This is a genomic window from Lysobacter sp. BMK333-48F3 (genome assembly GCF_019733395.1).
Taxonomy (GTDB): Bacteria; Pseudomonadota; Gammaproteobacteria; order Xanthomonadales; family Xanthomonadaceae; genus Lysobacter.
Genome location: NZ_JAIHOO010000001.1, coordinates 3233440 through 3254791 on the forward strand (window position 1 = coordinate 3233440; position 21352 = coordinate 3254791).

Consider the following 21352-nt stretch of genomic DNA (forward strand, 5'->3'; position numbering starts at 1 on the left):
CGCCGCTTGAAACCCGAAGGAGCAGTTCAGTCATGGCAGGTGGTGGTGATTCGACCCGCGCGATTCTGTTCGCGCTAGGCGCCAATTTCGCGATCGCGGTGTCCAAGGGCGTGGCGGCGTTCTTCACCGGCTCCAGTGCGATGCTGGCCGAGACCGTCCACTCGCTGGCCGACTGCGGCAACCAGGGCCTGCTGATCCTGGGCCTGAAGCAGTCCAAGCGCCCGCCGTCGCCGGACTACCCGTTGGGCTACGGCAAGGCGATCTATTTCTGGTCGTTCCTGGTCGCGGTGATGCTGTTCACCGTCGGCGGCATGTTCTCGCTGTACGAAGGCATCCACAAACTGCAGCACCCCGAACCGCTGAAGCAGTGGTGGTGGGCGGCCGGCGTGCTGACCTTCGGCATCGTCGCCGAGGCGATCTCGATGCGCGCCTGCCTGCAGGAAGTGGCCAAGGCCCGCGGCCAGCGCACCTTGTGGCAATGGTTCCGCGAAAGCCGCCAGGCCGAACTGGTGGTGATCTTCGGCGAAGACCTCGCCGCGCTGCTGGGCCTGGTGCTGGCGCTGGCCGCGGTGATCATGACCGTGGTCACCGGCAACCCGATCTGGGACGCCATCGGCACCGTCAGCATCGGCGCGCTGCTGATCATCGTCGCGGTGTTCGTCGCGATCGAGGTCAAGGCGATGCTGATCGGCCAGAGCGTGGACCCGCTGCGCCAGCAGCAGATCCGCGAGTTCCTCGACGCGCGCCCGGAAGTGGCGCGGGTGATCAGCGTGATCACCCTGCAGCTGGGCAACGAGGTGATGGTCTCGGTGCAGGCGCAGATGCGCGAAGAGCACAGCGTGGCCGGGCTGACCGAGCAGATCAACACGGTCGAACGGGCGATGAAGCAGGCCTTCCCGGAAGTGCGCTGGAGCTTCTTCGAGCCCGACGTCGCGCGCGGCGACTGAAGACCGCCTTTCGCGGGCGGTCCGAACGGGCCGGAAGCGCACTGCGCTTCCGGCCTTTTTGTTGGCGATAATCGTCCCGACGACGACGGATGGACCCCGAACGATGAAGACCGGCCAAGCGGTATTGCTGTCGATGGCGATCGTGGCGGCCGCTGCGGCGGCCCTGGGCGGGGTGGGCTACCTGGCCTATCGGCAACTCGACGACAACGTGGCGCAACCCAGCCGGGCGGGGCTTGAAGATGCCGCCGGCGAAGCGCGCAGCGCGGCCGGGCCGTCGGCAGGGGACAGCGGCAAGGGCGGCGGCTGCGCGATCCAGGACCCGGACGCGAGCGCCCGCGCGGTGCTGGCGCCGGTGGCCGCCGCGGTCCAGGCCAGCCAGCGGCCGGTGGCGCGGATCGAGCTGAGCGAACTGAAAACCGATGCGCCGCGATCGAGCAAGGTCGGCGGCCGCGCCTATTGGGCGGCCGGGCGCGACTATCCGCGCGATCCACAGGGCCGGCCGCTGTTCCTGCTGGCGCAGATCGATTTCGCCGAACTGCCGGCGATGCCGGGCTACCCGCGCCAGGGGCTGTTGCAGTTCTTCGTCGCCGCCGACGATTACTACGGCGCCGGTCTGGATCGCGCCCACGGCGAGGACCGCATGCAGGCGCTGACCGAGCCGCGCGGTTTCCGCGTCGTGTACTGGCCGCGCATCGACGCCGCCGCGGTCGCGCCGCCGGCCGAGGCGCTGAAGGGCGAGGGCCTGCCGTTCGATCCGGCCCGGCCGCGGCGGATCCGTTTCGTCGCCGACCACGAGACCATCGGCGGCAACGACGCCGGTTTCGAGCGCGTGCTGGGGCGCGAGGTCGACGGCCTGATCGCCGACTACCGCAAGCTCCATCCGGACGCCGACGCCGAGGAACTCGGCGACGACGTCGCCGCCTACCTGGAGCGCGCCGGGCACAAGCTCGGCGGCTACCCGGATTTCACCCAGTCCGACCCGCGCGCCGCCGGCGACCGGCGCGTGCTGCTGTTGCAACTCGACAGCGACGAGGCGCTGATGTGGGGCGATTCGGGCATCGCCAACTTCTTCATCGACCCCGACGACCTGGCCCGCGCCGACTTCAGCCGCGTCGCCTACCACTGGGACTGTTACTGAGTCCGCGATGGCGCAGCCCGCAACCGAATCAGCGCGTCTGCGCCGGTACCGCACCAGCGACCGCGCGGCCTGCCTGGCGTTGTTTTCCGGCAACGTGCCGGAGTATTTCGCCGAACTCGAACGCGCCGACTTCGTCGCCACTCTCGACGACATCGCCGACTACTGGGTGCTGGAAGCGCCCGGTGAGGGCGTGGTCGCCTGCGGCGGCTATGCGCCGGTCGAGCGGGAACCCCGCACGGCGGCGTTGTGCTGGGGCATGGTGCGGCGCGACCTGCACCGGCGCGGGCTGGGCGAACGCCTGCTGCGCGAACGCCTGCGACGCCTGGATCGCGATCCGGCCTATGCCCGGGTGTTGCTGGAAACCACCCAGCACAGCTGCGGCTTCTACGCCCGCTACGGCTTCGTCGCGGTGCGCGAGGTGCGCGACGGCTTCGCCCCGGGATTCGATCTGGTCGAGATGCGCCGCGCCACGCCGCACGCGGACCCAGCGCGGCGATAACGGCCGGAGGCGCGCCTCCGGCCGTCGATCCGGGCGGAGACCCCGCTCAGATCAGGGCAGCACGCAGCCGCAACGGCGATAGCAGTTGTAGTAGTCGACCCAGCAGCGGGTGCCGCCGCTGTTTTCGCAGTTGGTCAGCGCGGTTTCGCAACCCAGCCGGCAGGTGTTGTTGCAGGCGAACGCGCCGGCGCTGCTGGCGATGGTCATGCCGAAGGCGAACGCGCACACGGCGAGAAAACCGATCTTCTTCCTGATCATGCGAAATCCCTCTCTTCCGCCCGTCATTGGGCGGCGCCGTGATACGACGCCGGCTGCGGCCGATGCAAGCGGCCCGGTGCGCGCCTGCGGCTGCCGGCGGTCCGGCGGCCTGGCGAAAATCCGCGGCGGGAGGGCAAGGCCCAGGCTGCGCGGCGTGGCCGCGACGGCGCGGGAGCGCGCCGGGCGGCCAGTAAGGAGCCTGCGCCAAGCGTGCGTTCGGACGCGATTTTCGCTGCGTTGCAGCGCGTCGCTGCGCGGCTCAGTCGGGCCGCTTGAGCCAGTTCAACGCGCCCTCGGCGGCGTCGGTCTCGCCCAGGGTGCGGGCCAGCGCCGGCAGCGCCGCGGACAAGGTCGCGTCCAACTGCCAGGGCGCGTTGAGCAGCAACAGGCCGCTGCCGTTCATGCGCAGCGGCGAATCGTCGGCGCGCACCAGCAGTTCGACGGTCAGGATCGACTTGGCCGGCAACGCCGCGGCGCGGCGGTAGAACGGCTGCAGCGCGCGCCGGCGCTTGATCGGGTACCACAGCGCGTAACAGCCCTGCGGCCAGCGGGCCAGGCCCTCGCGCAGCGCCGCCAGGGCGGTGTCGAACTCGTCGAGCTGGGCTTCGTAGGGCGGGTCGATCAGGACCAGGCCGCGGTTGTAGCGGGCCGCGCCGATCTTCGGCGGCAGCAGCGCCTTCATCGCCGCATAGCCGTCGCGGGCGTGCACGGCCATGCGCGGGTCGGCGTGGAAATGCTGTTTGAGCTGGCCGGCTTCTTCCGGCTGCAGCTCGCAGGCGGCGATGCGGTCGTCTTCGCGCAGGGCGTGGGCCAGCAGCCAGGGCGACCCCGGGTAGGCGGCCGGGCCGTGCACGCTGCGGCAGGCCCGCACCGCGGCCAGGTAACGCGCGATCGCCGGCTGCTTCGGCGCCTCGGCGATCAGCCGCCCGATCCCGCCCTCGGCCTCGCCGGTGCGCTGGGCCGAATTGCCGTCCAGCGGATACAGCCCGCGCCCGGCGTGGGTGTCCAGCGCGAACACCGGCGCCGGCTTGACGGTCAGCGCGTCGCACAGGGCCAGCAGGGCGACGTGTTTGAGCACATCGGCGTGGTTGCCGGCGTGGAAGGCGTGGCGGTAGTTCATTGGGGGGCCGGGAATGGGGAATCGGGAATGGGGAATCGGAAAAGCGAAGCGCGGCTTGGCCGGGCCATTATGAGGCCATGAGGATCGGGCCGTTTTTCGCCTGAAGCGACATCCGCCGGCCCGGCGAGGCATCATGAGCGACGCCAGCGCTTTCCGATTCCCCATTCCCGATTCCCCATTCCCCGCCCCATGCGCATCCTCCTGGTAGAAGACGAATCCGCCATCGCCGACACCGTGCTGTACGCCCTGCGTGCGGAAGGCTACGAGGCGGTGCATTGCCTGACCGGGGGCGAGGCGCTGCGCGAGGCGGCGCGGGTGGCGTTCGACCTGGCGGTGCTGGACGTCGGCCTGCCCGACATCGGCGGCTTCGCCTTGTGCCGCGAGTTGCGCCGCGAGCGCGATCTGCCGGTGATCTTCCTGACCGCGCAGAACGCCGAGGCCGACCGCATCCTCGGCCTGGAGATCGGCGCCGACGATTACGTGACCAAGCCGTTCTCGCCGCGCGAGCTGGCGACCCGGGTGCGGGTGGTGCTGCGCCGGGTGCGGCCCGGCGGCGGCGAGGCGGCGCCGGCCGAGGACGGCTTCGTCCACGACCCCGAGGGCAAGCGGATCCGCTACCGCGGCCAGGCGCTGGACCTGACCCGCTACGAATACGGCCTGCTGGCGGCGTTGTTGCAGCGGCCGGGCGCGGTGCTGTCGCGCGCGCAGCTGATGGACCGGGTCTGGGGCGACGCGCTGGACAGCGGCGACCGCACCGTCGACACCCATATCAAGACCCTGCGCGCCAAGCTGCGCGAGGTCGCCGCCGACGCCGACCCGATCCGCACCCATCGCGGCCTGGGTTACTCGCTCGACAACGGTTGAGCCGGAGCCGGCGATGCGCATCGGCCTGCGGATCTTCCTCGGCTACTTCCTGATCGTCGCGGTCGCGGCCTTCCTGCTGGCGCGGGTGTTCGTGGCCGAGGTCAAGCCCGGCGTGCGCCAGGCGATGGAAGACACCCTGGTCGACACCGCCAACGTGCTGGCCGAGCTGGCCACCGACGATTTCCTCGCCGGGCGCATCGACCGCGGCGATTTCGCCAAGCGGGTGCGCTCGCTCGACGGCCGCGACGTCGGCGCGGCGATCTGGGGCTTCCGCAAGCCGGAAACCAGCTACCGCGTGTACGTGACCGATGCGCGCGGCATCGTCGTGTTCGACAGCAGCGGCGCCGCGGTCGGCCAGGACTATTCGCGCTGGAACGACGTCTACCTGACCTTGCGCGGGCGCTACGGCGCGCGCTCCAGCGCGGTCGATCCGGCGCGTCCGGACGACACCGTGATGCACGTGGCCGCGCCGATCCGCGACGAGCGCGGGCGGGTGATCGGTTCGCTGACCGTGGCCAAGCCGAACGCCGCGATCGCGCCGTTCATCGCCCGCAGCCAGGCGGTGGTGACGCGCTGGGGTTTCGTGCTGATGGGCGCGGCGCTGGCGGTCGGGGTGATCGTGTCGTGGTGGCTGTCGCGCCAGATCGGCCTGCTGCGGCGTTACGCGCAGGCGGTCACCGCCGGCAAGCGCGCCGATCCGCCGCACGCCGCCGGCGAGTTCGGCGAACTCGGCCAGGCCCTGGAGACCATGCGCGCGCGCCTGGAGGGCAAGCAGTACGTCGAACAGTACGTGCACACCCTGACCCACGAAATGAAAAGCCCGCTGGCGGCGATCCGCGGCAGCGCCGAACTGCTGGAATCGCCGCCCGGCGACGCGCCGATGCCCGACGCCGACCGCGCCCGCTTCGCCGGCAGCATCCGCCGCCAGGCCGAGCGCCTGGCGCAGATGATCGACAAGCTGCTGGCGCTGGCCGCGGTCGAGCATCGCCAGCGCCTGGAGCGGCCGGAGCCGGTGGCGTTGGCGGCGATCGCGCGCGAGGCCGCCGAGCAATGCGCGCAGCGGATCGAAAGCGCCGGCGCGCGTTTGCTGCTGGACCTGGACCCGAGCCTGCCGCCGGTGCGCGGCGACGCCTTCCTGTTGCGCCAGGCATTGATCAACCTGCTCGACAACGCCGCCGATTTCTCGCCGCCGGGCGGGGAGATCGCGCTGCGCCTGCAGGCGGTCGGCGAGGCGCAGCGGATCGAAGTCGGCGATCGCGGGCCGGGGGTGCCGGACTATGCCCTGGGGCGGGTGTTCGAGCGGTTCTATTCGCTGCCGCGGCCGGCCGGCGGCAGCCGCAGCAGCGGCCTGGGCCTGTGCTTCGTCGCCGAGGTGGCGTCGCTGCACGGCGGCGTGGCCGAGCTGCGCAACCGCGGCGACGGCGAGAGCGGGGCGATCGCCGGGATGTCGATCCCGGGGTAGCCGGAGCGCGGGCCGTGTAGGAGCGGCGCCCCACAGGGATTTTTTCCGGCTGTTTTGTCGCAGCTACCGGGCTTCGGACCGCGGCGTGGTAGTTCGCGGCTTCGGTGGTCGCGGCTTACGCCGCTCCTACAGAGGCGGTTACGCCGCTGCAGGGACGCCGGATCACAGGGCGCGGCGATCGATCGCGCGTCCGCCGACGGCGGCCCATACGTCGGGCGCGGGCTGCGGCCAGCGGCCGACCTGGGCGCGGGCGTACAGATAGCCTTGCTGCAGCACGATCCCCATCGCTTTGAGCTGGGCCGCGTCGGCCTGGGTTTCCACGCCCTCGGCGATCAGGGCGATGCCCAGTTGCGCGGCGATCGAGACCAGGCCGGCGACGATCACCTGGCGGGGACGGTCGGCGGCGATGCCGCGGACCAGGCCGATGTCGATCTTGAGCAGGTCCGGCGGGCAATCGGCGAGCAGCGCCAGGCCGGCATAGCCGGCGCCGAAGTCGTCGATCGCGGTGGCGTAGCCCCAATCGCGCAGCGACCGTTGCGCTCGGCTCCAGGCGTTGCGCGCGATCGGACAGGACTCGGGGAACTCGAACACGATGCGCTGGCCGTCCAGGCCCAGCGACTGCGCCTGGCGGTGCAGCTCGTGCAAGGCGATCGGGTCGCCGAGCATCGACGAACCGAGGTTGATCGACAGCCGCTGTCCGCCGGGCATGTGCGCGGCGGCGCGCAGGGCCGCGCGCGCCAGGCGCCGTTCCAGGTCGGCGCGCGCCGGCGCGTCCAGGCCGGCGAACAAGGCCGCGGCGCCGTCGCTGCCGGCGCGCCGCCCCAGCGCTTCGTAGGCGAACACCTCGCGCCGGGCGAGATCGACGATGGGCTGGAAGGCGATCGCGAACGCGCCCGAAACGGCGCAACGCCGGCTCGCGGACTGGGCCGAACGCGGCGGCAGGGGTACGGCGCTCATCGCGGCCGTACCGCCGGAATGTCGACCCGCGCGTTGCGCCGCACCGTCACCTCGATGCGGCGGCGGGCGAACTGTTCGCGCACCGACCACGGCAACGGCAGGTTGTCGGCGATCACCTCCAGGGTGTGTTCGCCGACCGAGACGCGCGGAAAGGAGAATTCGCCGTTGCTGTCGGTGCGCACCGCGTAGCGGCCGTCCAGGACCACGGTGACGGCGGCTGCGGCCTGTTCGGAGGCGGCGCGCACGCCGTCGTCGTTGTCGTCCAGGAACAGCGAGCCGGCGATGCCGCCGGTGGCCGCGCCCGGCGCGCCGCCGAGCACCGCCTGGCTGCGGCCGCGCTGGCGGTCGTAGCGCAGGCTGAGCAGCGCCGAGCGTTCGCGCGGCAAGGCCAGGAACGGCGATTCGATCGCCAGCGGGTCCAGCGCGAACGGCGAGCGCTGGCGGCCGCGGCTCTGGTACACGGCCAGGTTGAGCGACCAGCGCGGCGCGATGCGCCAGTCCAGGCCGAGGTTGAGGTCGGTGCCGCGCAGCGCGCTGGCGCCGTCGCCGTAGGTCCAGCGCGCGTTGCCGTCCAGGCTGACCCGCGAACCCAGGGCCAGGCCGCCGTAGAAGGCCAGGGTGGCGGTGCGGGTCGAACCGAGTTCGGCGTCGGCGATCTCGCCGTAGCCCAGCGACACCGACAGCCGCCGGCCGGCGCGCAAGGGCAGCGCCTGATCGAGGCTGGCCTGCCAGCTGCGGCCGGCGCCGGCGCCGTCGGCGTGGTCGAACTGCAGCCGGGTCTGGCCCCAGTCGCCGGCGCGGTCGGCGAACAACTGCACCGCATGCGCGTTGCCGTCGGCGTGGCGCAGGCTGAGGCTGGCGCCGTAGCCGATGCGGCTGCTGGTCTGGTAACGCGCGTAAGCGGTGGCGTACTGGCCGTCGAAGCCGTCGCCGCCGATCGAGCGGATGTCGTCGATGCCGGCGTTCCACTGCCAGCGTCCGTACTGGTAGCCGATGCGGTAGTAGCCGCCGCGCACGTCCTGATTGATCGGCAGCGCGCCCCAGGCCAGTCCCGGGTCGAGCGAGAACACGCCGTAGTTGTGGCGGTAGCGGCCGCGCCTGGCGCTGGCGTCGATCCAGGCGCCGGCGGCGTCGCGGCCGTCGCTGCGGCTGCCGAGCAGATTGAACTGGACGCTGTCGTTGGCCGAGTGCCAGGCGCCGGCCCAGTGCGCGGCCTGACTGTCGCCGGAAGCGAAGCCGATGTCGCCGCGGCCGTCGGCGACGATCCGGCCGCCGCTGCCGAGCAGCGCCAGCGACTGGCTCCAGGCCGCGCCGCTGCGCCACTGCACGCCGGCCGCGGCGACCCGGCCGTCGCCGGGGTCGAAGCCGATCATGCGCCGGCCGTCGTAGACGCCGGCGCGGCCGAACGCGGCGTAGGCGGTGGTGCCGCTGGCGTCCTGCCGCCACTGGGTGCTGGCGCCGGCCAGCGGCGCGGTCGGCAGGAAGAACCGGTACTGGTTGCGTTGCAGCTCCGGCGCGGGGGTGTTGAGCACGCCCAGGCCGTTGTCCAGGCGCCAGCCGCCGTCGAGGTAGAGGTTGCGCTGCCACAGCGTGGCCAGCCCGCCCCAGTCGCGGCCGTCGCCGTCTTCGCCGTGCAGGCGATCGCTGCGGAACAGGTTCGCGTCCAGCGACAGGCTGCCGTGGTCGGCGGTTTCCCAGAAGCCGCCGGCCGAGAGGCCGTGCTCGTCGTAGCTGCGCTCGCCGCGTTCGCTGCGCGCCAGGTGCAGCTCGACCCGCAGCGCGCGCGGCGGACCGTCGTCGGCGGGCGCTTCGTCCTCGTCCGGCGGCAACGGCGCCAGCGCCTGCGGCGCGATGATGCGGTCGCGGTACGCGCCCGGGTCGGGCGCGGTCTGCGCCATCGCGACCGGCGCGACGAACAGGGCGCCGGCGATGGACCAGGCCAGCCGGCGCAGCATCGGCCGGCTGACGCCAAGCCGGCTGACGCCAAGCAAGTCCACGCCAGGCCAATCCACGATGGGTGGGACTGGCCTCATCGGGCCAGCACGGCGTCGAGCTCGAGCCGCTGCTTGTCCCAGTCCAGGGCGCCCTTGAGCCGCAAGGGATAGGCCACCGGCGGCGCCGGCGTGGCCGGGTCGTCGCCCTGCGGCTGCAATGCGATCAGCCGCGTTTCGCCGGGCAGGATCGGCAGGTTGGACGGTGCGAAGGCGAGCTTGCGGCCCTGCGCGTCGGTGCCGTCGATCAGGCCTTCCAGGCGCGAATGGGCGTTGCCGGCGTTGTGCACTTCCAGCACCGGCAGATCGCGGCCGTCGATCCGCTCGACCCGGCTGGCGCGGGTCTGCAATCGCGCCGCGGCATCGCCGACGGCCAGGTAGACGATGATGCCGATCCGTCCCGACACCGGCAGCGCCACCGCGCCGCGCACGGTTTCCGGCTCGCCTTCCAGCAGGATCGCGAAGCGGCACTCGCCGGCCGGCGCGTCGGCCGGCACCGCGACCTCGAAGCGATAGCGCCGCTTGCCCTGCGCGCCGACCTCGATCTGCGCCGCTTCCAGGCCGACCCACGGCCGGCAGCTGCCCGGGGCGAGGGCTTCGTCGAAGATCGCCGCGCCCTGCGCGTCCAGGCGCCAGTCGGCGGTCTTGAGCGTGTAGCGCGCCGCGGCCGGCGACAGGTTGGAGATCTCGACCACGTTGCGGTAGGTGGTGCCGGGCTTGGCCGAGTCTTCGAAGCGCGGCGGCGAGACCAGGGCCGAAAAGCCCTGCGCGGCGGCGCAGACGGGCAGGAGCGCGAACAGCGCGGCGAGGGCGCGCAGGCGGGCGAGGCGCATCACGGGGTGTCCAGGTCGATTTCGAAGGAGAAATGCAGTTGTTCGGCGCGCGCCAGGCGCTGGCCGTCGGCTTGCAGGCTCAGGCGCACGGTGTCCTCGAGCAGGCCGGCCGGCAGCGGGCCGGCGTAGACCAGGGCGCGCTCGCCGGCGCGCAGCGCGCCCGGCAGCAGGCGGCCGCGAGTGGTCCACTCGGCCAGGATCGGACCGGACGGCGAAGCGGGCAGGGTCATGTAGACGCGGCCCTGGCGGCCCTGCCACGGCGACAGGTCCAGGCGCACCAGCACGGTCAAGGCGCCGGACACGGTCTGGCGCGCGTTGCGGCCGGGCACGGCGTCGTCCCAGCGCATCTGCACGTCGTTGTCGAGCACCTGGCTGGCGCTGTCGTCGACGCGGAAGGTCGCGGCCGGGGCCAGGCCGGCGCACAGCCACAGCAGCACGATCGCAAGCGCGCGGCTCATGGCGCGCTCAGGGTGTAGACCACCCGCCCGGTGTAGGTGCCGGCGGCGACCACCGCGTCGTTGCTGTAGCGGAAACGGTGACAGCTTTCGCGCCAGGTGTTGGCCGGGAAGCTGGCCAGGGTCTGCACGCCGCCGTTGAAGCTGCCGGCCGGGATCGGCTGGGCGTCGGTGTCGCCGTTGCCGCTGCTGGCCCAGGCGATCTGGGTGAAGGGAATGCTGTCGCCGCTGCCGTTGCCGAGATTGGCCGGCGAAGAGACGGTCAGGCTGGCCGAACCGGTGGTGGTCGAACGGCGGTAGAAGCCGCCGACGTAGACCTCGTTGGGCACGTTGCAGAAGGTGTAGCCGTCGTAATGGCTGGTGGTCTGGGTGCCGTCGCTGGTCATCAACTGATCGCTGCCGTTGCCGAGCTGGGCGGCCGGCACGGTCACCGAGACCTTGTTGAGCGTGCCGCCGGAACCCGGCGTGCCCCCGCCTTGGTAGGTGCCGGTGAATACGCCGTTGCCGACGCGCAGGTAGACCGCGCGCGTGCCGGGCGAGATGGTGACCACGAAAGCCTGGGCGGCGCCGAACCACAGCGCGGCCAGCGGCAACAGGGCCCAGCGGGACGTGCGGCTCTTGATCGGATTGATCTTGATCGCGCTGATCTTGATCGGGCTGATCTGGCGGATTGCGCGCAGCGACGGCGTCATGACGGCGGTTCCGGTGCGGAGGCGGAGACGTCCTCCCGCGGCGGACCGCGGGAGGCGGTGGCGTAGCGGGCGGCGCCAGGCGCCGCCGGCTCGCCGCTTACGGCATCGAAGCGGTGTAGGTGACGCGGCTGTTGTTGGCGTTGACGCCGCCGTACACGCCCGGGGCGACGACGTTGTTGTTGAGGTAGGTGTAGGTCCAACGCGCGCTGCGGTTGACCACCTTGCCGCTGGCCGGGGCGATGGTCAGCGGGGCCGAGGCGCCGTCGGTCAGCGTCGGCGCCGGCAGGGCGGCGGTGTCGCTGGCAGTGGCGATCTGGCTGTAGGAAATGGTGTCGCCGGCGGCGCCGTTGCTGAGCGCGCCCAGCGCGGTCGCGCCGAGGGTGATGTTGCCGTTGTTGCCGACCACCTTGGCGGTGACCTCGCCGTTGCCCAGGTCGCCGGAGGTCGCGGTCGCGGTCACGGCGGCGCCGTTGCCGACGTTGGCGGCCGGGACCGCGAAGGCGATCTGGTTGACCGTGGCGGTGGTGGTGTAGTCGGCGCCGCTGCCGACGCGCAGGAACAGGATCTTCGGAATCGTGATCTGGAAGTCGAGCTTGGCGGCGGCGGTCAGCGGGGTGGCGCTGCCGGTGCTGTACTGCGATTCGGCCTGGGCGAGCAGCGGCGCGCCGGCCAGCAGGGCGACGGCCAGAAGAGAGGTCGGAAGCTTGCGCATCATGCGGTGTCCAAAGGAGGTGGGCGGCCGGGGCTCCGGACGCTGAGGGCAGGCAAAAGCATGTTCCGTGCCAAGAAATGTGATCGATAGCTCATTGAAATTGTTAACAGCAAGTGATTTTTGCGTGAGAAGAAGTGAGTCAGAAGCTGACCCCAGGCGTCGGTTTGCGTCTTTTCGGGCCAGGATCGGCACGTCCGCAGGCCCTTAGCGGTCAGAAAACCGGGCGATAACGGCCTGTACGCCGAAGATCGCGTCGTTTCCCAATTCAGATTTATGAAGGCGGCGGAGGCGGCCGACCGCTGCGCCGCGGCGCCGGACGGGTAGCGAAAGCAGGGCCGAAACCTGGCGTCCGTGCCGGGGCGGTGGTCCGGCCGCGCATCGCGTCGCGTGCGTGCTTCACCGCTGCTTCACTGCCGCCACACCGCCGGGCCATCGCCTCTACGCACGGGCTGCGCAAGCTGCGCTCCGAGTTCGTAACCAGGAGCAAGACCATGCGGGTGTGGCTGAAGATGTTGTTGGTGCTGGGGATGACCCTGGCGATCCTGATTCCGCTGCTGATGATCGGCGGGATCATCGACGAGCGGCAGGGCTATCGCGCCGAGGCGGTGAACAAGATCGCGCGCAGCTACGCCGGCGCGCAGGCGTTTTCCGGGCCGGTGCTGGTGGTGCCGTACGAGGACACCTGGATCGAGCAGCAGAAGGACCTCGACGGCGCGATCAAGCAGGTGCGCCGCCGCGAGCTCGGTCACTGGACCTTCTTCCCCAACAAGCTCGACGTCGACGGCGAACTGCTGCCGCGGGTGCGCCAGCTCGGCCTGCACAAGGTGCGGGTATACGACTGGGCCGGCAGCGCGCGCGCCGACTTCAGCGCGACGATTCCGGCCGAGCCGGCGGCCGACCCGGTCCGCAACGGCCGGGTGCGCAGCATCGGCCGGCCGTGGATCAGCTACGCCTTCACCGACGTGCGCGGCCTGCGCGCGCCGAAGCTGCGCTTGAACGGGGTCGAGGCGGCGATCGAGGACGGCCTGGGCGCGCGCGACGGCGGCGGCATCCATGCCCGCCTGGCGATCCCGGCGCCGGGCGCCCAGTTGCGCCTGAACACCGAGCTGAGCTTCGTCCTCGGCGGCACCGAATCGCTGGCCCTGGTGCCGCTGGGCAAGAACAACCGCTTCGCCCTGCATTCCAAGTGGCCGCACCCCAACTACGGCGGCAGCTTCCCGCCCAGCTCGGACGACATCGGCAAGGACGGCTTCCGCGCCGAATGGCAAGTGGCTTCGGTGGCGACCAACGCCCAGCGCCAGTACCTGGCCGGCACCGTGCTGCCGGCCGTGCACCTGGCCCGCGACGAGGCGGCCAACGAGCCCGGCGGCGAGATCAACGCGGTGCAGGTGACGCTGAAGGACCCGGTCAACGTCTACAGCCAGGCCGATCGCGCGACCAAGTACGGCCTGCTGTTCGTGCTGCTGACCTTCGTCGGCTTCTTCATGTTCGAACTGATCAAGCAACTGCGCATCCACCCGATCCAGTACGGCCTGGTCGGCCTGGCGCTGGCGATCTTCTTCCTGTTGCTGGTCAGCCTCAGCGAGCACATCGCCTTCGGCCAGGCCTATCTGGCGGCGAGCGCGGCCTGCATCGGCCTGCTGGTGTTCTACCTGAGCGCGGTGCTGCGCAGCCTGGTGCGCGCGCTGGGCTTCGGCGCCATGCTGACCACGCTGTACGGCGCCCTGTACGGGCTGCTGGTGTCGGAGGACAACGCCCTGGTGCTCGGCGCCGGCCTGCTGTTCCTGATCCTGGCCACGATCATGGCGGTGACCCGCAAGGTCGACTGGTATCAGCTCGGCGGCGGCCTGCCGCGGCGCGCGCCGGTGCCGGACCCGCCGGTCGGCCCGGCCTGAGCCCCCGCGCTGCGCCCGGAGGCCCCGGGCGCAGCGCAACGGCGGTTGCGCAAACCTTGATACAGAAAAAATCGCGCCAGGGACGGCGCAGCGCACCGGCGCTGACTAAGATGGAGCGATGAAAAAGCCGATGCCCGTAATCCGCAGTTTCGCTGGAGTGGAAATCGCCCCGCATCTGCCGGCATTGGCCGAACTGCGCATGCGGGTGTTCCGCGAATGGCCGTATCTGTACGACGGCGACGCGCAGTACGAGGAGCGGTACCTGCGCACCTATCGCGACTCCTGGCGCAGCGTGGTGGTGCTGGCCTTCGACGGCGGCCGGGTGGTCGGCGCCTCGACCGGGCTGCCGCTGAGCGACGAGACCGACGAGATCCGCGCCGCCTTCGACGGCCACCTGGTCCAGGTCGAGCACGTGTTCTACTGCGGCGAATCGGTGCTGCTGCCGGAGTATCGCGGGCTCGGCGTCGGCCACCGTTTCTTCGATCTGCGCGAGGCGCACGCGCGCGCGCTAGGCGACCTGCGCTGGACCACGTTCTGCTCGGTCGAGCGCGACCCCGACGACCCGCGCCGGCCGGCGTTCCATCGCGGCAACGAGGTCTTCTGGCGCAAGCGCGGCTATACCCATCGTCCCGAACTGCGCGCCCACCTGAGCTGGAGCGAGATCGGCTGCGGCGAACAGCCGCATACCCTGAGTTTCTGGCTGCGGCCGTTGGAGCGAGCGCGATGAGAGTGGCGGTGGCCAAGTACCGGATCGGCGCGCCGCGCGATTTCGCCGAGTTCGCCGACAAGCAGGCGCAGTGGCTGGCCGAGGCGCGCGCCGGCGGCGCGCAGGTGGCGGTGTTGCCGGAGTATCTGTCGCTGGAGCTGGGCGCGACCTTCGGCGCGGCGACCCAGGGCGATCTGCACGCTTCGCTGGTCGCCACCCAGGCCTATCACGGCGCCTGGCTGGAACTGTTCGGCCTGCTCGCGCGCGAACTGCGCCTGCACGTGGTCGCCGGCAGTTTTCTGTTCGATCCCGGGCACGGCCGTTATCGCAATCGCAGCTACGCCTTCGCGCCCGACGGCGGGCGGGTGTGGCAGGACAAGCTGCAGCTGACCGGGTTCGAAAAGCGCGCCGGGGTGATCGAGGCCGGCAACGAATTGAGCGCCTTCGCCCTGGGCGCGGCGCGCGCGGGCATCGCGATCTGCTACGACATCGAGTTCCCGCTGCCGGTGCGCGCGCAATGCGAGGCCGGCGCGCGGCTGCTGCTGGCGCCGAGCTGCACCGACACCGACGCCGGCGCGACCCGGGTGCGGGTCGGCTGCCTGGCGCGGGCGCTGGAGAACCGCTGCTTCGTCGCCCAGGCGGTCACCGCGGGCGACGCGGCCTGGAGCCCGGCGCTGGACGTCAACACCGGCGAGGCCGCGGTGTACGCGCCGATGGACGTGGGCCTGCCGGCCGACGGCGTGCTGGCGCAGACCCGCGGCGGACAACGCTGGGCCTATGCCGACCTGGACTTCGCCGCGCTCGAGGCCAGCCGCGCGCAGGCGCAGGTCGCCAACGACCGCGACTGGCCCGGCCAGCACGCCCCGGCGATCGCGCGGGCGAGGTTGCAGGGCTGGGAGCCGCGGGGCTGATCCACGGTCGTCGCGCAACCCGCGCGCCTGTAGGAGCGGCGTCCCACGGGGATTTGCTCCGGTCATGAGCCGCCCATCGAAATGACGTGCGCAAGCGCGGCCGCAAGAAGCCTGCATGCACGAGGCTGTTCAAGCCAGCGCCTAGTGTTCGAATCGCTTCGGCAGCGGACGTGGTATGGCCTCGCTTCGGTTGTCGCGGCTGACGCCGCTCCTACAGGGGCAGGCCGACGGCGCCGCGAGATCGGAGCAGGGCGGTCGCGGCTTGTGACCGGAGGAAATCCCGTGGGACGCCGCTCCTACCCCGGCTGCGCGCTCCCCCCGAGGCAGCATCGCCTTTCCCCCCTTTGCAAAAGGGGGCAGGGGGGATTTGCTCTTCCCGATTCCCGATTCCCGATTCCCGATTCCCGATTCCCGATTCCCGATTCCCGATTCCCGGCCTCACCACAACGACACGCCGGGCACCAGCCACAACGACAGCCCGGCCAGCGCGCTGCCGATCGCGGTCGCGGCGAGCACGTCGCTGGGGTAATGCAGGCCCAGCACCACGCGCGAGGCGGCGACGCTGGCGGTGAACGGGATCAGCAACCAGGCCAGGATCGGGTAGTGGGCCATCGCGACCAGGCTGAAGGCGACGGCATGCAGGGTGTGGCCGGAGGGAAAGCTGAACTCGTCCAGCGGCGCGACCCAGGCGTGGATGCGCTGGTCGGAGGCGAACGGACGCGGACGCCGGGTCCAGCGCTTGAGCAGTTTGTACAGCGCCAGCGCGATCACCCCGGTCGCGGCCAGGTGCAGCGAGGCGCGCAGGCCGTCGTAACCGTCGGCGACGATCAGGCCGGCCATCAGCGAGTACCAGAACACGCCGTCGCCGAGCCGGCTGATCGCGGCGAAGTAGGCGCGCGAACCGTTGCGTTCGCCGAGCCGGTTGGCGCGCAGGCACCAGCCGGATTCGCCGTCGCTGAGGCGTTTGCGCAAGGGCATGCGGTTCATGCGACCTCCTGGGGCGGTTTGCCGGGAGCGGTGGGGGGAGCGACGGTTTCGGCCGCGGGCCGAGCGGCGGTTTCGGCGCCGTCGTCGCTGCGGCGCGGGCGCCCGGGCGTGTTGCGTTCGGCCAGGCCGCGCAGCAGGGCATCGAAGTCGGCCGCGACCTGTTCCGGGCGCAGGCCGGCGATTGCTTCGCGGCCGGCGCGCGCCATCGCCGCGCGCAGCGCGTCGTCGCCGCCGATCCGCACCGCCGCGGCGACGAAGCCGGCGTCGTCGCCGTCGGCGATCGCCGCGCCGTCGACGCCGTCGCGCAGGTGTTCGTGGGCGGCGCCGTAGTCGAAGGCCACCGTCGGCACCCCGCTGGCCATCGCTTCCAGGGTGACGTTGCCGAAGGTCTCGCTGTGGCTGGGGAACAGGAACAGGTCGCCGCTGGCGAAATGGCTGGCCAGGGCGGGGCCGCGCTGCAGGCCGCAGAAGATGAAGTCCGGGTTGTCGCGCTGCAGCTTCTCGCGCGAAGGCCCGTCGCCGACCCAGACGAAGCGCGCCTGCGGCCGTTGCGCCTGTAGCGAGCGGAACGCGCGCACCGCCAGGTCGAGATTCTTCTCCGGGGCGACCCGGCCGACGTAGATCGCCGCCAAGCCGTCCTCGCCCAGGCCCCAGTCGCGGCGCAGCGCGGCGCTGCGTCGGTGCGGGGCGAACAGCGCGGTATCGACCGCGCGCGGCAGCCGCACCACGTCTTCGAAGCGGCGCGCGCGCAGGAACTCGACCAGCTCGCGGGTCGGCACCAGGGTCGCGTCGGCGCCGTTATGGAAGCGGCGCATCCAGTCCAGGGCGACGCCACCGAGCCAGGGCGCGCCGTAGTCGCGCATGTACTCGTCGAAGCGGGTGTGGAAGCCGGTCGCGGCGGGGATGCCGAGCCGGCGCGCGGCGCGCAGCGCCGACCAGCCCAGCGGGCCTTCGGTGGCGACGTAGATCGCGTCCGGACGCTGCCGGGTCCAGGCCGCGCGCAGGCGGCCGGCGCAGGGCAGGCCGAAGCGCAGCCCCGGATAACGCGGCAGCGGCAGGCCGCGCACCAGCAACTCCTGCCCCGGGCCCCGGGCTGGGTCGCCGGCCTGGCGCGGCCGCACCAGCTCGACCGCGTGACCGCGCTCGCGCAGACCCTGTTCCAAACCCTGGACGGTCAGGGCGACGCCGTTGATCTCCGGCGGATAGGTCTCGGTGACGATCGCGTAGCGCATGCGCGGCTCCCGGTTTGGGCAAGCCTGGGCGCGCGGCATGTCCCGGCGATGGCGCCGGCATGACCGTGGCATGACGCGGGCCGGGGCCGACTTCGAGACCGTGACGCAAAGCGCATTTGCCCGCCGCGGAACGGGTCGGGCCCGGGCCGTCAATGCCGGCACACTGGGGTCACGTTCCGGAGTGTTAACAACCCGATCCCTACAATCGCCCGATTCATTGGATCCGGATCCCCCGCCGGTGCACCGACGCGAGCTACTCAAAACCGGGCTGTCGTTGCCTTGGCTGGGCCTGGGCGCGGCCTCGCCGTGGGCGGCGCTGGCCGCGGCCGGGCCGGCGCGCCCGTTCGGCCCGGACACGGTGCCTGCGCTGGCGCGCGCGCTGGCCGCGAAACCCTACCGCGCCGGCGACAGCGAGCTGCCGCCGGCGCTGGCCGCGATCCCCTACGACCGCTACCGCGACATCCGTTTCGACCCGGCGCAGGCGCTGTGGAAGGCCGAGCGGCTGCCGTTCCAGCTGCAGTGCTTCCACCGCGGCTTCCTGTTCAAGCAGCGGGTCGACGTGCACCTGGTCGAAGCCGGGCAGGCCACGCCGCTGGTGTACCGGCCGCAGATGTTCAGCTTCGGCGCCGCGCCCAAGCCGCAGCAGGACGACCTGGGCTTCGCCGGTTTCCGCATCCACGGCCCGATCAACCGCGCCGACTACTACGACGAAGTCGCCGCCTTCCTCGGCGCCAGCTATTTCCGCGCGGTCGCCAAGGACCTGCTGTACGGCCTGTCGGCGCGCGGCCTGGCGCTGAACACCGGCGCCGGCCAGGACGAGGAGTTCCCGGCGTTCACCGGTTTCTGGATCGAACGGCCGGCGCGGCGCGCGCGCAGCATCGTGGTCCACGCCTTGCTCGACAGCCCCAGCGTGGCGGGGGCGATGCGGTTTTCGATCACCCCCGGCACCGAGACCGTGTTCGACACGCAGTTGCGGTTGTACCCGCGCGTGGCCCTGCAGCGGGTCGGCATCGCGCCGTTGACCAGCATGTACCACTTCGACGCGGCCAACCGGGTCGGCATCGACGACTTCCGTCCTTCGGTGCACGACTCCGACGGCTTGGCGTTGTACAACGGCGCCGGCGAGCAGATCTGGCGCCCGCTGCACAATCCGCGCGCATTGCAGGAAAGCGCGTTCCAGGACCGACGCCCGCGCGGTTTCGGCCTGATGCAGCGCAAGCGCGCCTTCGCCGACTACGCCGATGCCGAGGCGCATTACGAGCGCCGGCCCAGCCTGTGGGTGGAGCCGCTCGGCGATTGGGGCGAGGGCGCGGTGCACCTGATCGAGATTCCGACCGGCGACGAATACCACGACAACATCGTCGCCTTCTGGCGCCCGCGCGCGGCGCTGGCGGCCGGCCGCGAACACCGTTACGACTACCGCCTGCACTGGTGCGCGCGCCACGCCTGGAAGCCGGAGCTGGCGAGCGTCGCCGGCACCCGCATCGGCGCCGGCCGCGACGGCGCGCGGCGGGTGGTGATCGACCTGGAGGGCGGCCGCCTGGCCGCGCTCGGCCGCGACGCGCGCTTGCGCGCGTCGGTGTGGGCCTCGGCCGGCCGCGTCGTCGACGCGGTCGCGCACGCCAACGCCGGCACCGGCGGCTGGCGCATGGCCTTCGAATTGCAACCGCAGGACGCGCGCGCGATCGAATTGCGCGCCGTGCTCGAAGACGAGCGCGGTCCTGTTTCCGAAACCTGGCTTTATCGTTGGACCGCATGAATCCCACCGTCGCTCCGTTGCACCGTCCCAGTTCCGTGCCGTTCGAGGCCTTGCCGCCGGAGTCGCCGTTGGCGATGCCCGTGCAGACGCTGTCCGCCGGCGCGCTGTCGCGGGCGCCGCTGCCGACCGTGCCCAGCGCGATGGCCTGGCGCCGCCTGTACGTGATCGGCGGCGCCGCGCTGCTGACCCTGGTCGCGGCCTATCAGATCCTGCGCGTGCTCTACGTCGGCGGGCTGAATCTGCTCGAAGGCGTGCTGTTGCTGCTGTTCGTGTTCCTGTTCGCCTGGATCGCGCTGGCCTTCACCAGCGCCTTGGCCGGTTTCGCCCTGATCCTGTCGCGGCGGCGTTGGCGGCTGGGCCTGAAGCAGGACGGCGAACTGCCCGCGCTGGGCGAACGCACCGCCTTGCTGGCGCCGACCTACAACGAGGACCCCGAGCGGCTGATGGCCGGCCTGCAGGCGATCTACGAATCGGTCGCCGCCACCGGCCAGCTCGACCGCTTCGACTTCTTCATCCTCAGCGACACCACCAAGGAACCGATCCGCCAGGCCGAGATCCGCGCGTTCCAGGCGCTGCGCGAGCGCACCGGCGGCCAGGCGCGGATCTTCTATCGCCGGCGCAAGAACAACGCCGAGCGCAAGGCCGGCAACATCGCCGAGTGGGTGCGCCGCTTCGGCGCGGCCTATCCGCACATGCTGATCCTCGACGCCGACAGCCTGATGACCGGCGAGGTCATCGTGAAGCTGTCCGGAGCGATGGAGCGGCATCCGGACGTGGCCCTGATCCAGACCCTGCCGATGATCGTCAACGGCCAGACCCTGTTCGCGCGCATGCAGCAGTTCGCCGGCCGCGTGTACGGCCCGGTGATCGCCTACGGCATCGCCTGGTGGCACGGCGCGGAAAGCAATTACTGGGGCCACAACGCGATCATCCGCACCCGCGCCTTCGCCGATCACGCCGGCCTGCCCGAACTGCGCGGCCGGCGCCCGTTCGGCGGCACTGTGCTCAGCCACGATTTCGTCGAGGCCGCGTTGATGCGCCGCGGCGGCTGGGCCCTGCACATGGTGCCGGGCCTGGTCGGCAGCTACGAGGAAGGTCCGCCGTCGCTGACCGACATGCTGGTGCGCGACCGGCGCTGGTGCCAGGGCAATCTGCAGCACACCGCGGTGCTGCCGGCGCGCGGCCTGCACTGGATCAATCGCCTGCACCTGCTGATCGGCATCGGCCATTACTTCACCGCGCCGATGTGGGCGATGCTGATGCTGATCGGCCTGGCGATTCCGCTCGACCACGCCGGTTTCTTCAACTGGGACAGCGTGCGCTTGCCGGGCTTCTCGCCCAGCGCCTACTGGCGCGACCAGGACCCGGACCGGGTGCTGTGGGTGTTCGTGGCGACCATGGCGGTGCTGCTGGCGCCGAAGTTCATGGCCTACCTGGCCCTGCTGACCGATCCGGAAACCCGGCGCGGCTGCGGCGGCGCGGTGCGCGCCTTCGTCAGCATGATCTTCGAGACCCTGCTGGCGGCGCTGATGGCGCCGATCACCATGTACGTGCAGTCGCGCGGCGTGGCCGAAGTGCTGGCCGGCAAGGACTCGGGCTGGGAGTCGCAGCGCCGCGACGACGGCAGCCTGCCGCTGTCGGGGCTGATCCGCAGCTACGGCGGGCTGAGCCTGCTCGGCTTGTTGATCGGCTCGATGGCTTATGTGATTTCGCCGCCGCTGGCGGCGTGGATGTCGCCGGTGATCCTGGGCCTGGTCGTGTCGATCCCGGTGGTCGCGTTCACTTCTTCGCGCGCGCCGGGGCTGTTCCTGCGCAAGCTCGGGATCTTCCGCATCCCGGAGGAAATCGCCCCGCCGCCGGTGCTGGTGCGGGCGCGGCAGTTGCGCATCGAGGCGGCCCAGCGTTCCTCAGCCTGAGTCACGGATCGGCCGCGG

Annotated in this window: 19 protein-coding genes and 1 pseudogene; 10 read left to right on the top strand and 10 right to left on the bottom strand. The window is 71.6% G+C overall.

Translation table 11 applies throughout. The features are described from left to right. Positions 1–32 precede the first annotated feature (32 nt). From K4L06_RS13830 to K4L06_RS13840, 3 genes are all read left to right on the top strand, one after another. Complete coding sequence (locus K4L06_RS13830) at positions 33–947, top strand: cation diffusion facilitator family transporter (RefSeq protein ID WP_221671917.1); 915 nt, start codon at positions 33–35, stop codon at positions 945–947. Between the two features lie 103 nt (positions 948–1050). Further along, positions 1051–2085: a DUF1963 domain-containing protein gene (locus K4L06_RS13835; protein ID WP_221671918.1), complete on the top strand. Its 1035-nt coding sequence runs from the start codon at positions 1051–1053 to the stop codon at positions 2083–2085. A 7-nt stretch (positions 2086–2092) separates the two neighbouring features. Then, positions 2093–2584: a GNAT family N-acetyltransferase gene (locus tag K4L06_RS13840; RefSeq protein ID WP_221671919.1), complete on the top strand. Its 492-nt coding sequence runs from the start codon at positions 2093–2095 to the stop codon at positions 2582–2584. A gap of 51 nt (positions 2585–2635) precedes the next feature. Here K4L06_RS13840 and K4L06_RS13845 read toward each other — a convergent pair whose 3' ends face one another. Further along, complete coding sequence (locus K4L06_RS13845; protein ID WP_221671920.1) at positions 2636–2842, bottom strand: hypothetical protein; 207 nt, start codon at positions 2840–2842, stop codon at positions 2636–2638. Positions 2843–3101: 259 nt separating this feature from the next. Next, positions 3102–3962 carry a 23S rRNA (adenine(2030)-N(6))-methyltransferase RlmJ gene (gene rlmJ / locus K4L06_RS13850; protein ID WP_221671921.1) on the bottom strand — a complete coding sequence of 287 codons (861 nt, stop codon included), beginning with the start codon at positions 3960–3962 and terminating at the stop codon, positions 3102–3104. Between the two features lie 189 nt (positions 3963–4151). On the opposite strand from rlmJ, the gene creB reads away from it, so the two are divergent. Together creB and creC are read left to right on the top strand one after the other, a co-directional pair. Next, complete coding sequence (creB, locus tag K4L06_RS13855) at positions 4152–4826, top strand: two-component system response regulator CreB (protein WP_221671922.1); 675 nt, start codon at positions 4152–4154, stop codon at positions 4824–4826. Positions 4827–4839: 13 nt separating this feature from the next. Then, complete coding sequence (gene creC, locus K4L06_RS13860) at positions 4840–6288, top strand: two-component system sensor histidine kinase CreC (protein ID WP_221671923.1); 1449 nt, start codon at positions 4840–4842, stop codon at positions 6286–6288. Positions 6289–6450: 162 nt separating this feature from the next. Here the strand turns inward: creC and K4L06_RS13865 are convergent, their stop codons facing one another. From K4L06_RS13865 to K4L06_RS13890, 6 genes are all read right to left on the bottom strand, one after another. Then, entirely contained in the window at positions 6451–7245 is a 795-nt protein-coding gene (locus K4L06_RS13865; RefSeq protein WP_221671924.1) for an EAL domain-containing protein, read from the bottom strand. Continuing rightward, complete coding sequence (locus K4L06_RS13870) at positions 7242–9242, bottom strand: carboxypeptidase-like regulatory domain-containing protein (protein WP_221671925.1); 2001 nt, start codon at positions 9240–9242, stop codon at positions 7242–7244. Before K4L06_RS13870 ends, K4L06_RS13865 begins: the two co-directional genes overlap by 4 nt. A 32-nt stretch (positions 9243–9274) precedes the next feature. Next, a complete protein-coding gene (locus K4L06_RS13875) occupies positions 9275–10069 on the bottom strand; it encodes a hypothetical protein (protein ID WP_221671926.1) in 795 nt (264 codons plus the stop codon). Next, the gene (locus K4L06_RS13880) at positions 10069–10527 is read right to left on the bottom strand and encodes a hypothetical protein (RefSeq protein ID WP_221671927.1); all 459 of its coding nucleotides are present in this window, start codon (positions 10525–10527) and stop codon (positions 10069–10071) included. The genes K4L06_RS13875 and K4L06_RS13880 overlap by 1 nt, the downstream gene beginning before the upstream one ends. After that, complete coding sequence (locus K4L06_RS13885) at positions 10524–11216, bottom strand: hypothetical protein (protein ID WP_221671928.1); 693 nt, start codon at positions 11214–11216, stop codon at positions 10524–10526. Before K4L06_RS13885 ends, K4L06_RS13880 begins: the two co-directional genes overlap by 4 nt. 97 nt (positions 11217–11313) lie before the next feature. Beyond that, positions 11314–11931: a hypothetical protein gene (locus tag K4L06_RS13890; protein ID WP_221671929.1), complete on the bottom strand. Its 618-nt coding sequence runs from the start codon at positions 11929–11931 to the stop codon at positions 11314–11316. Positions 11932–12419: 488 nt separating this feature from the next. Here K4L06_RS13890 and creD point away from each other — a divergent pair, with 488 nt between their 5' ends. The 3 genes from creD (at position 12420) to K4L06_RS13905 (ending at position 15440) form a co-directional block, all read left to right on the top strand. Next, positions 12420–13823 carry a cell envelope integrity protein CreD gene (gene creD, locus K4L06_RS13895; protein WP_221671930.1) on the top strand — a complete coding sequence of 468 codons (1404 nt, stop codon included), beginning with the start codon at positions 12420–12422 and terminating at the stop codon, positions 13821–13823. Between the two features lie 118 nt (positions 13824–13941). Further along, the gene (locus tag K4L06_RS13900; RefSeq protein WP_221671931.1) at positions 13942–14550 is read left to right on the top strand and encodes a GNAT family N-acetyltransferase; all 609 of its coding nucleotides are present in this window, start codon (positions 13942–13944) and stop codon (positions 14548–14550) included. After that, positions 14547–15440, top strand: coding sequence for a carbon-nitrogen hydrolase family protein (locus tag K4L06_RS13905; protein WP_221671932.1), 894 nt, complete (start codon positions 14547–14549; stop codon positions 15438–15440). The genes K4L06_RS13900 and K4L06_RS13905 overlap by 4 nt, the downstream gene beginning before the upstream one ends. Positions 15441–15878: 438 nt before the next feature. Here the strand turns inward: K4L06_RS13905 and K4L06_RS13910 are convergent, their stop codons facing one another. Both K4L06_RS13910 and K4L06_RS13915 read right to left on the bottom strand, forming a co-directional pair. After that, positions 15879–16418 carry a phosphatase PAP2 family protein gene (locus K4L06_RS13910; protein WP_221673633.1) on the bottom strand — a complete coding sequence of 180 codons (540 nt, stop codon included), beginning with the start codon at positions 16416–16418 and terminating at the stop codon, positions 15879–15881. Positions 16419–16549: 131 nt separating this feature from the next. Beyond that, positions 16550–17659 (bottom strand): annotated as a pseudogene (locus tag K4L06_RS13915) (glycosyltransferase family 1 protein); the annotation flags it as partial. A 238-nt stretch (positions 17660–17897) separates the two neighbouring features. Between K4L06_RS13915 and K4L06_RS13920 the strand changes: the two are divergent. Then, positions 17898–19418, top strand: a complete 1521-nt coding sequence (locus tag K4L06_RS13920) for a glucan biosynthesis protein G (RefSeq protein ID WP_221671934.1) — start codon at positions 17898–17900, stop codon at positions 19416–19418. Next, positions 19415–21334: a glucans biosynthesis glucosyltransferase MdoH gene (mdoH, locus tag K4L06_RS13925; RefSeq protein ID WP_221671935.1), complete on the top strand. Its 1920-nt coding sequence runs from the start codon at positions 19415–19417 to the stop codon at positions 21332–21334. Before K4L06_RS13920 ends, mdoH begins: the two co-directional genes overlap by 4 nt. Positions 21335–21352: the final 18 nt, after the last annotated feature.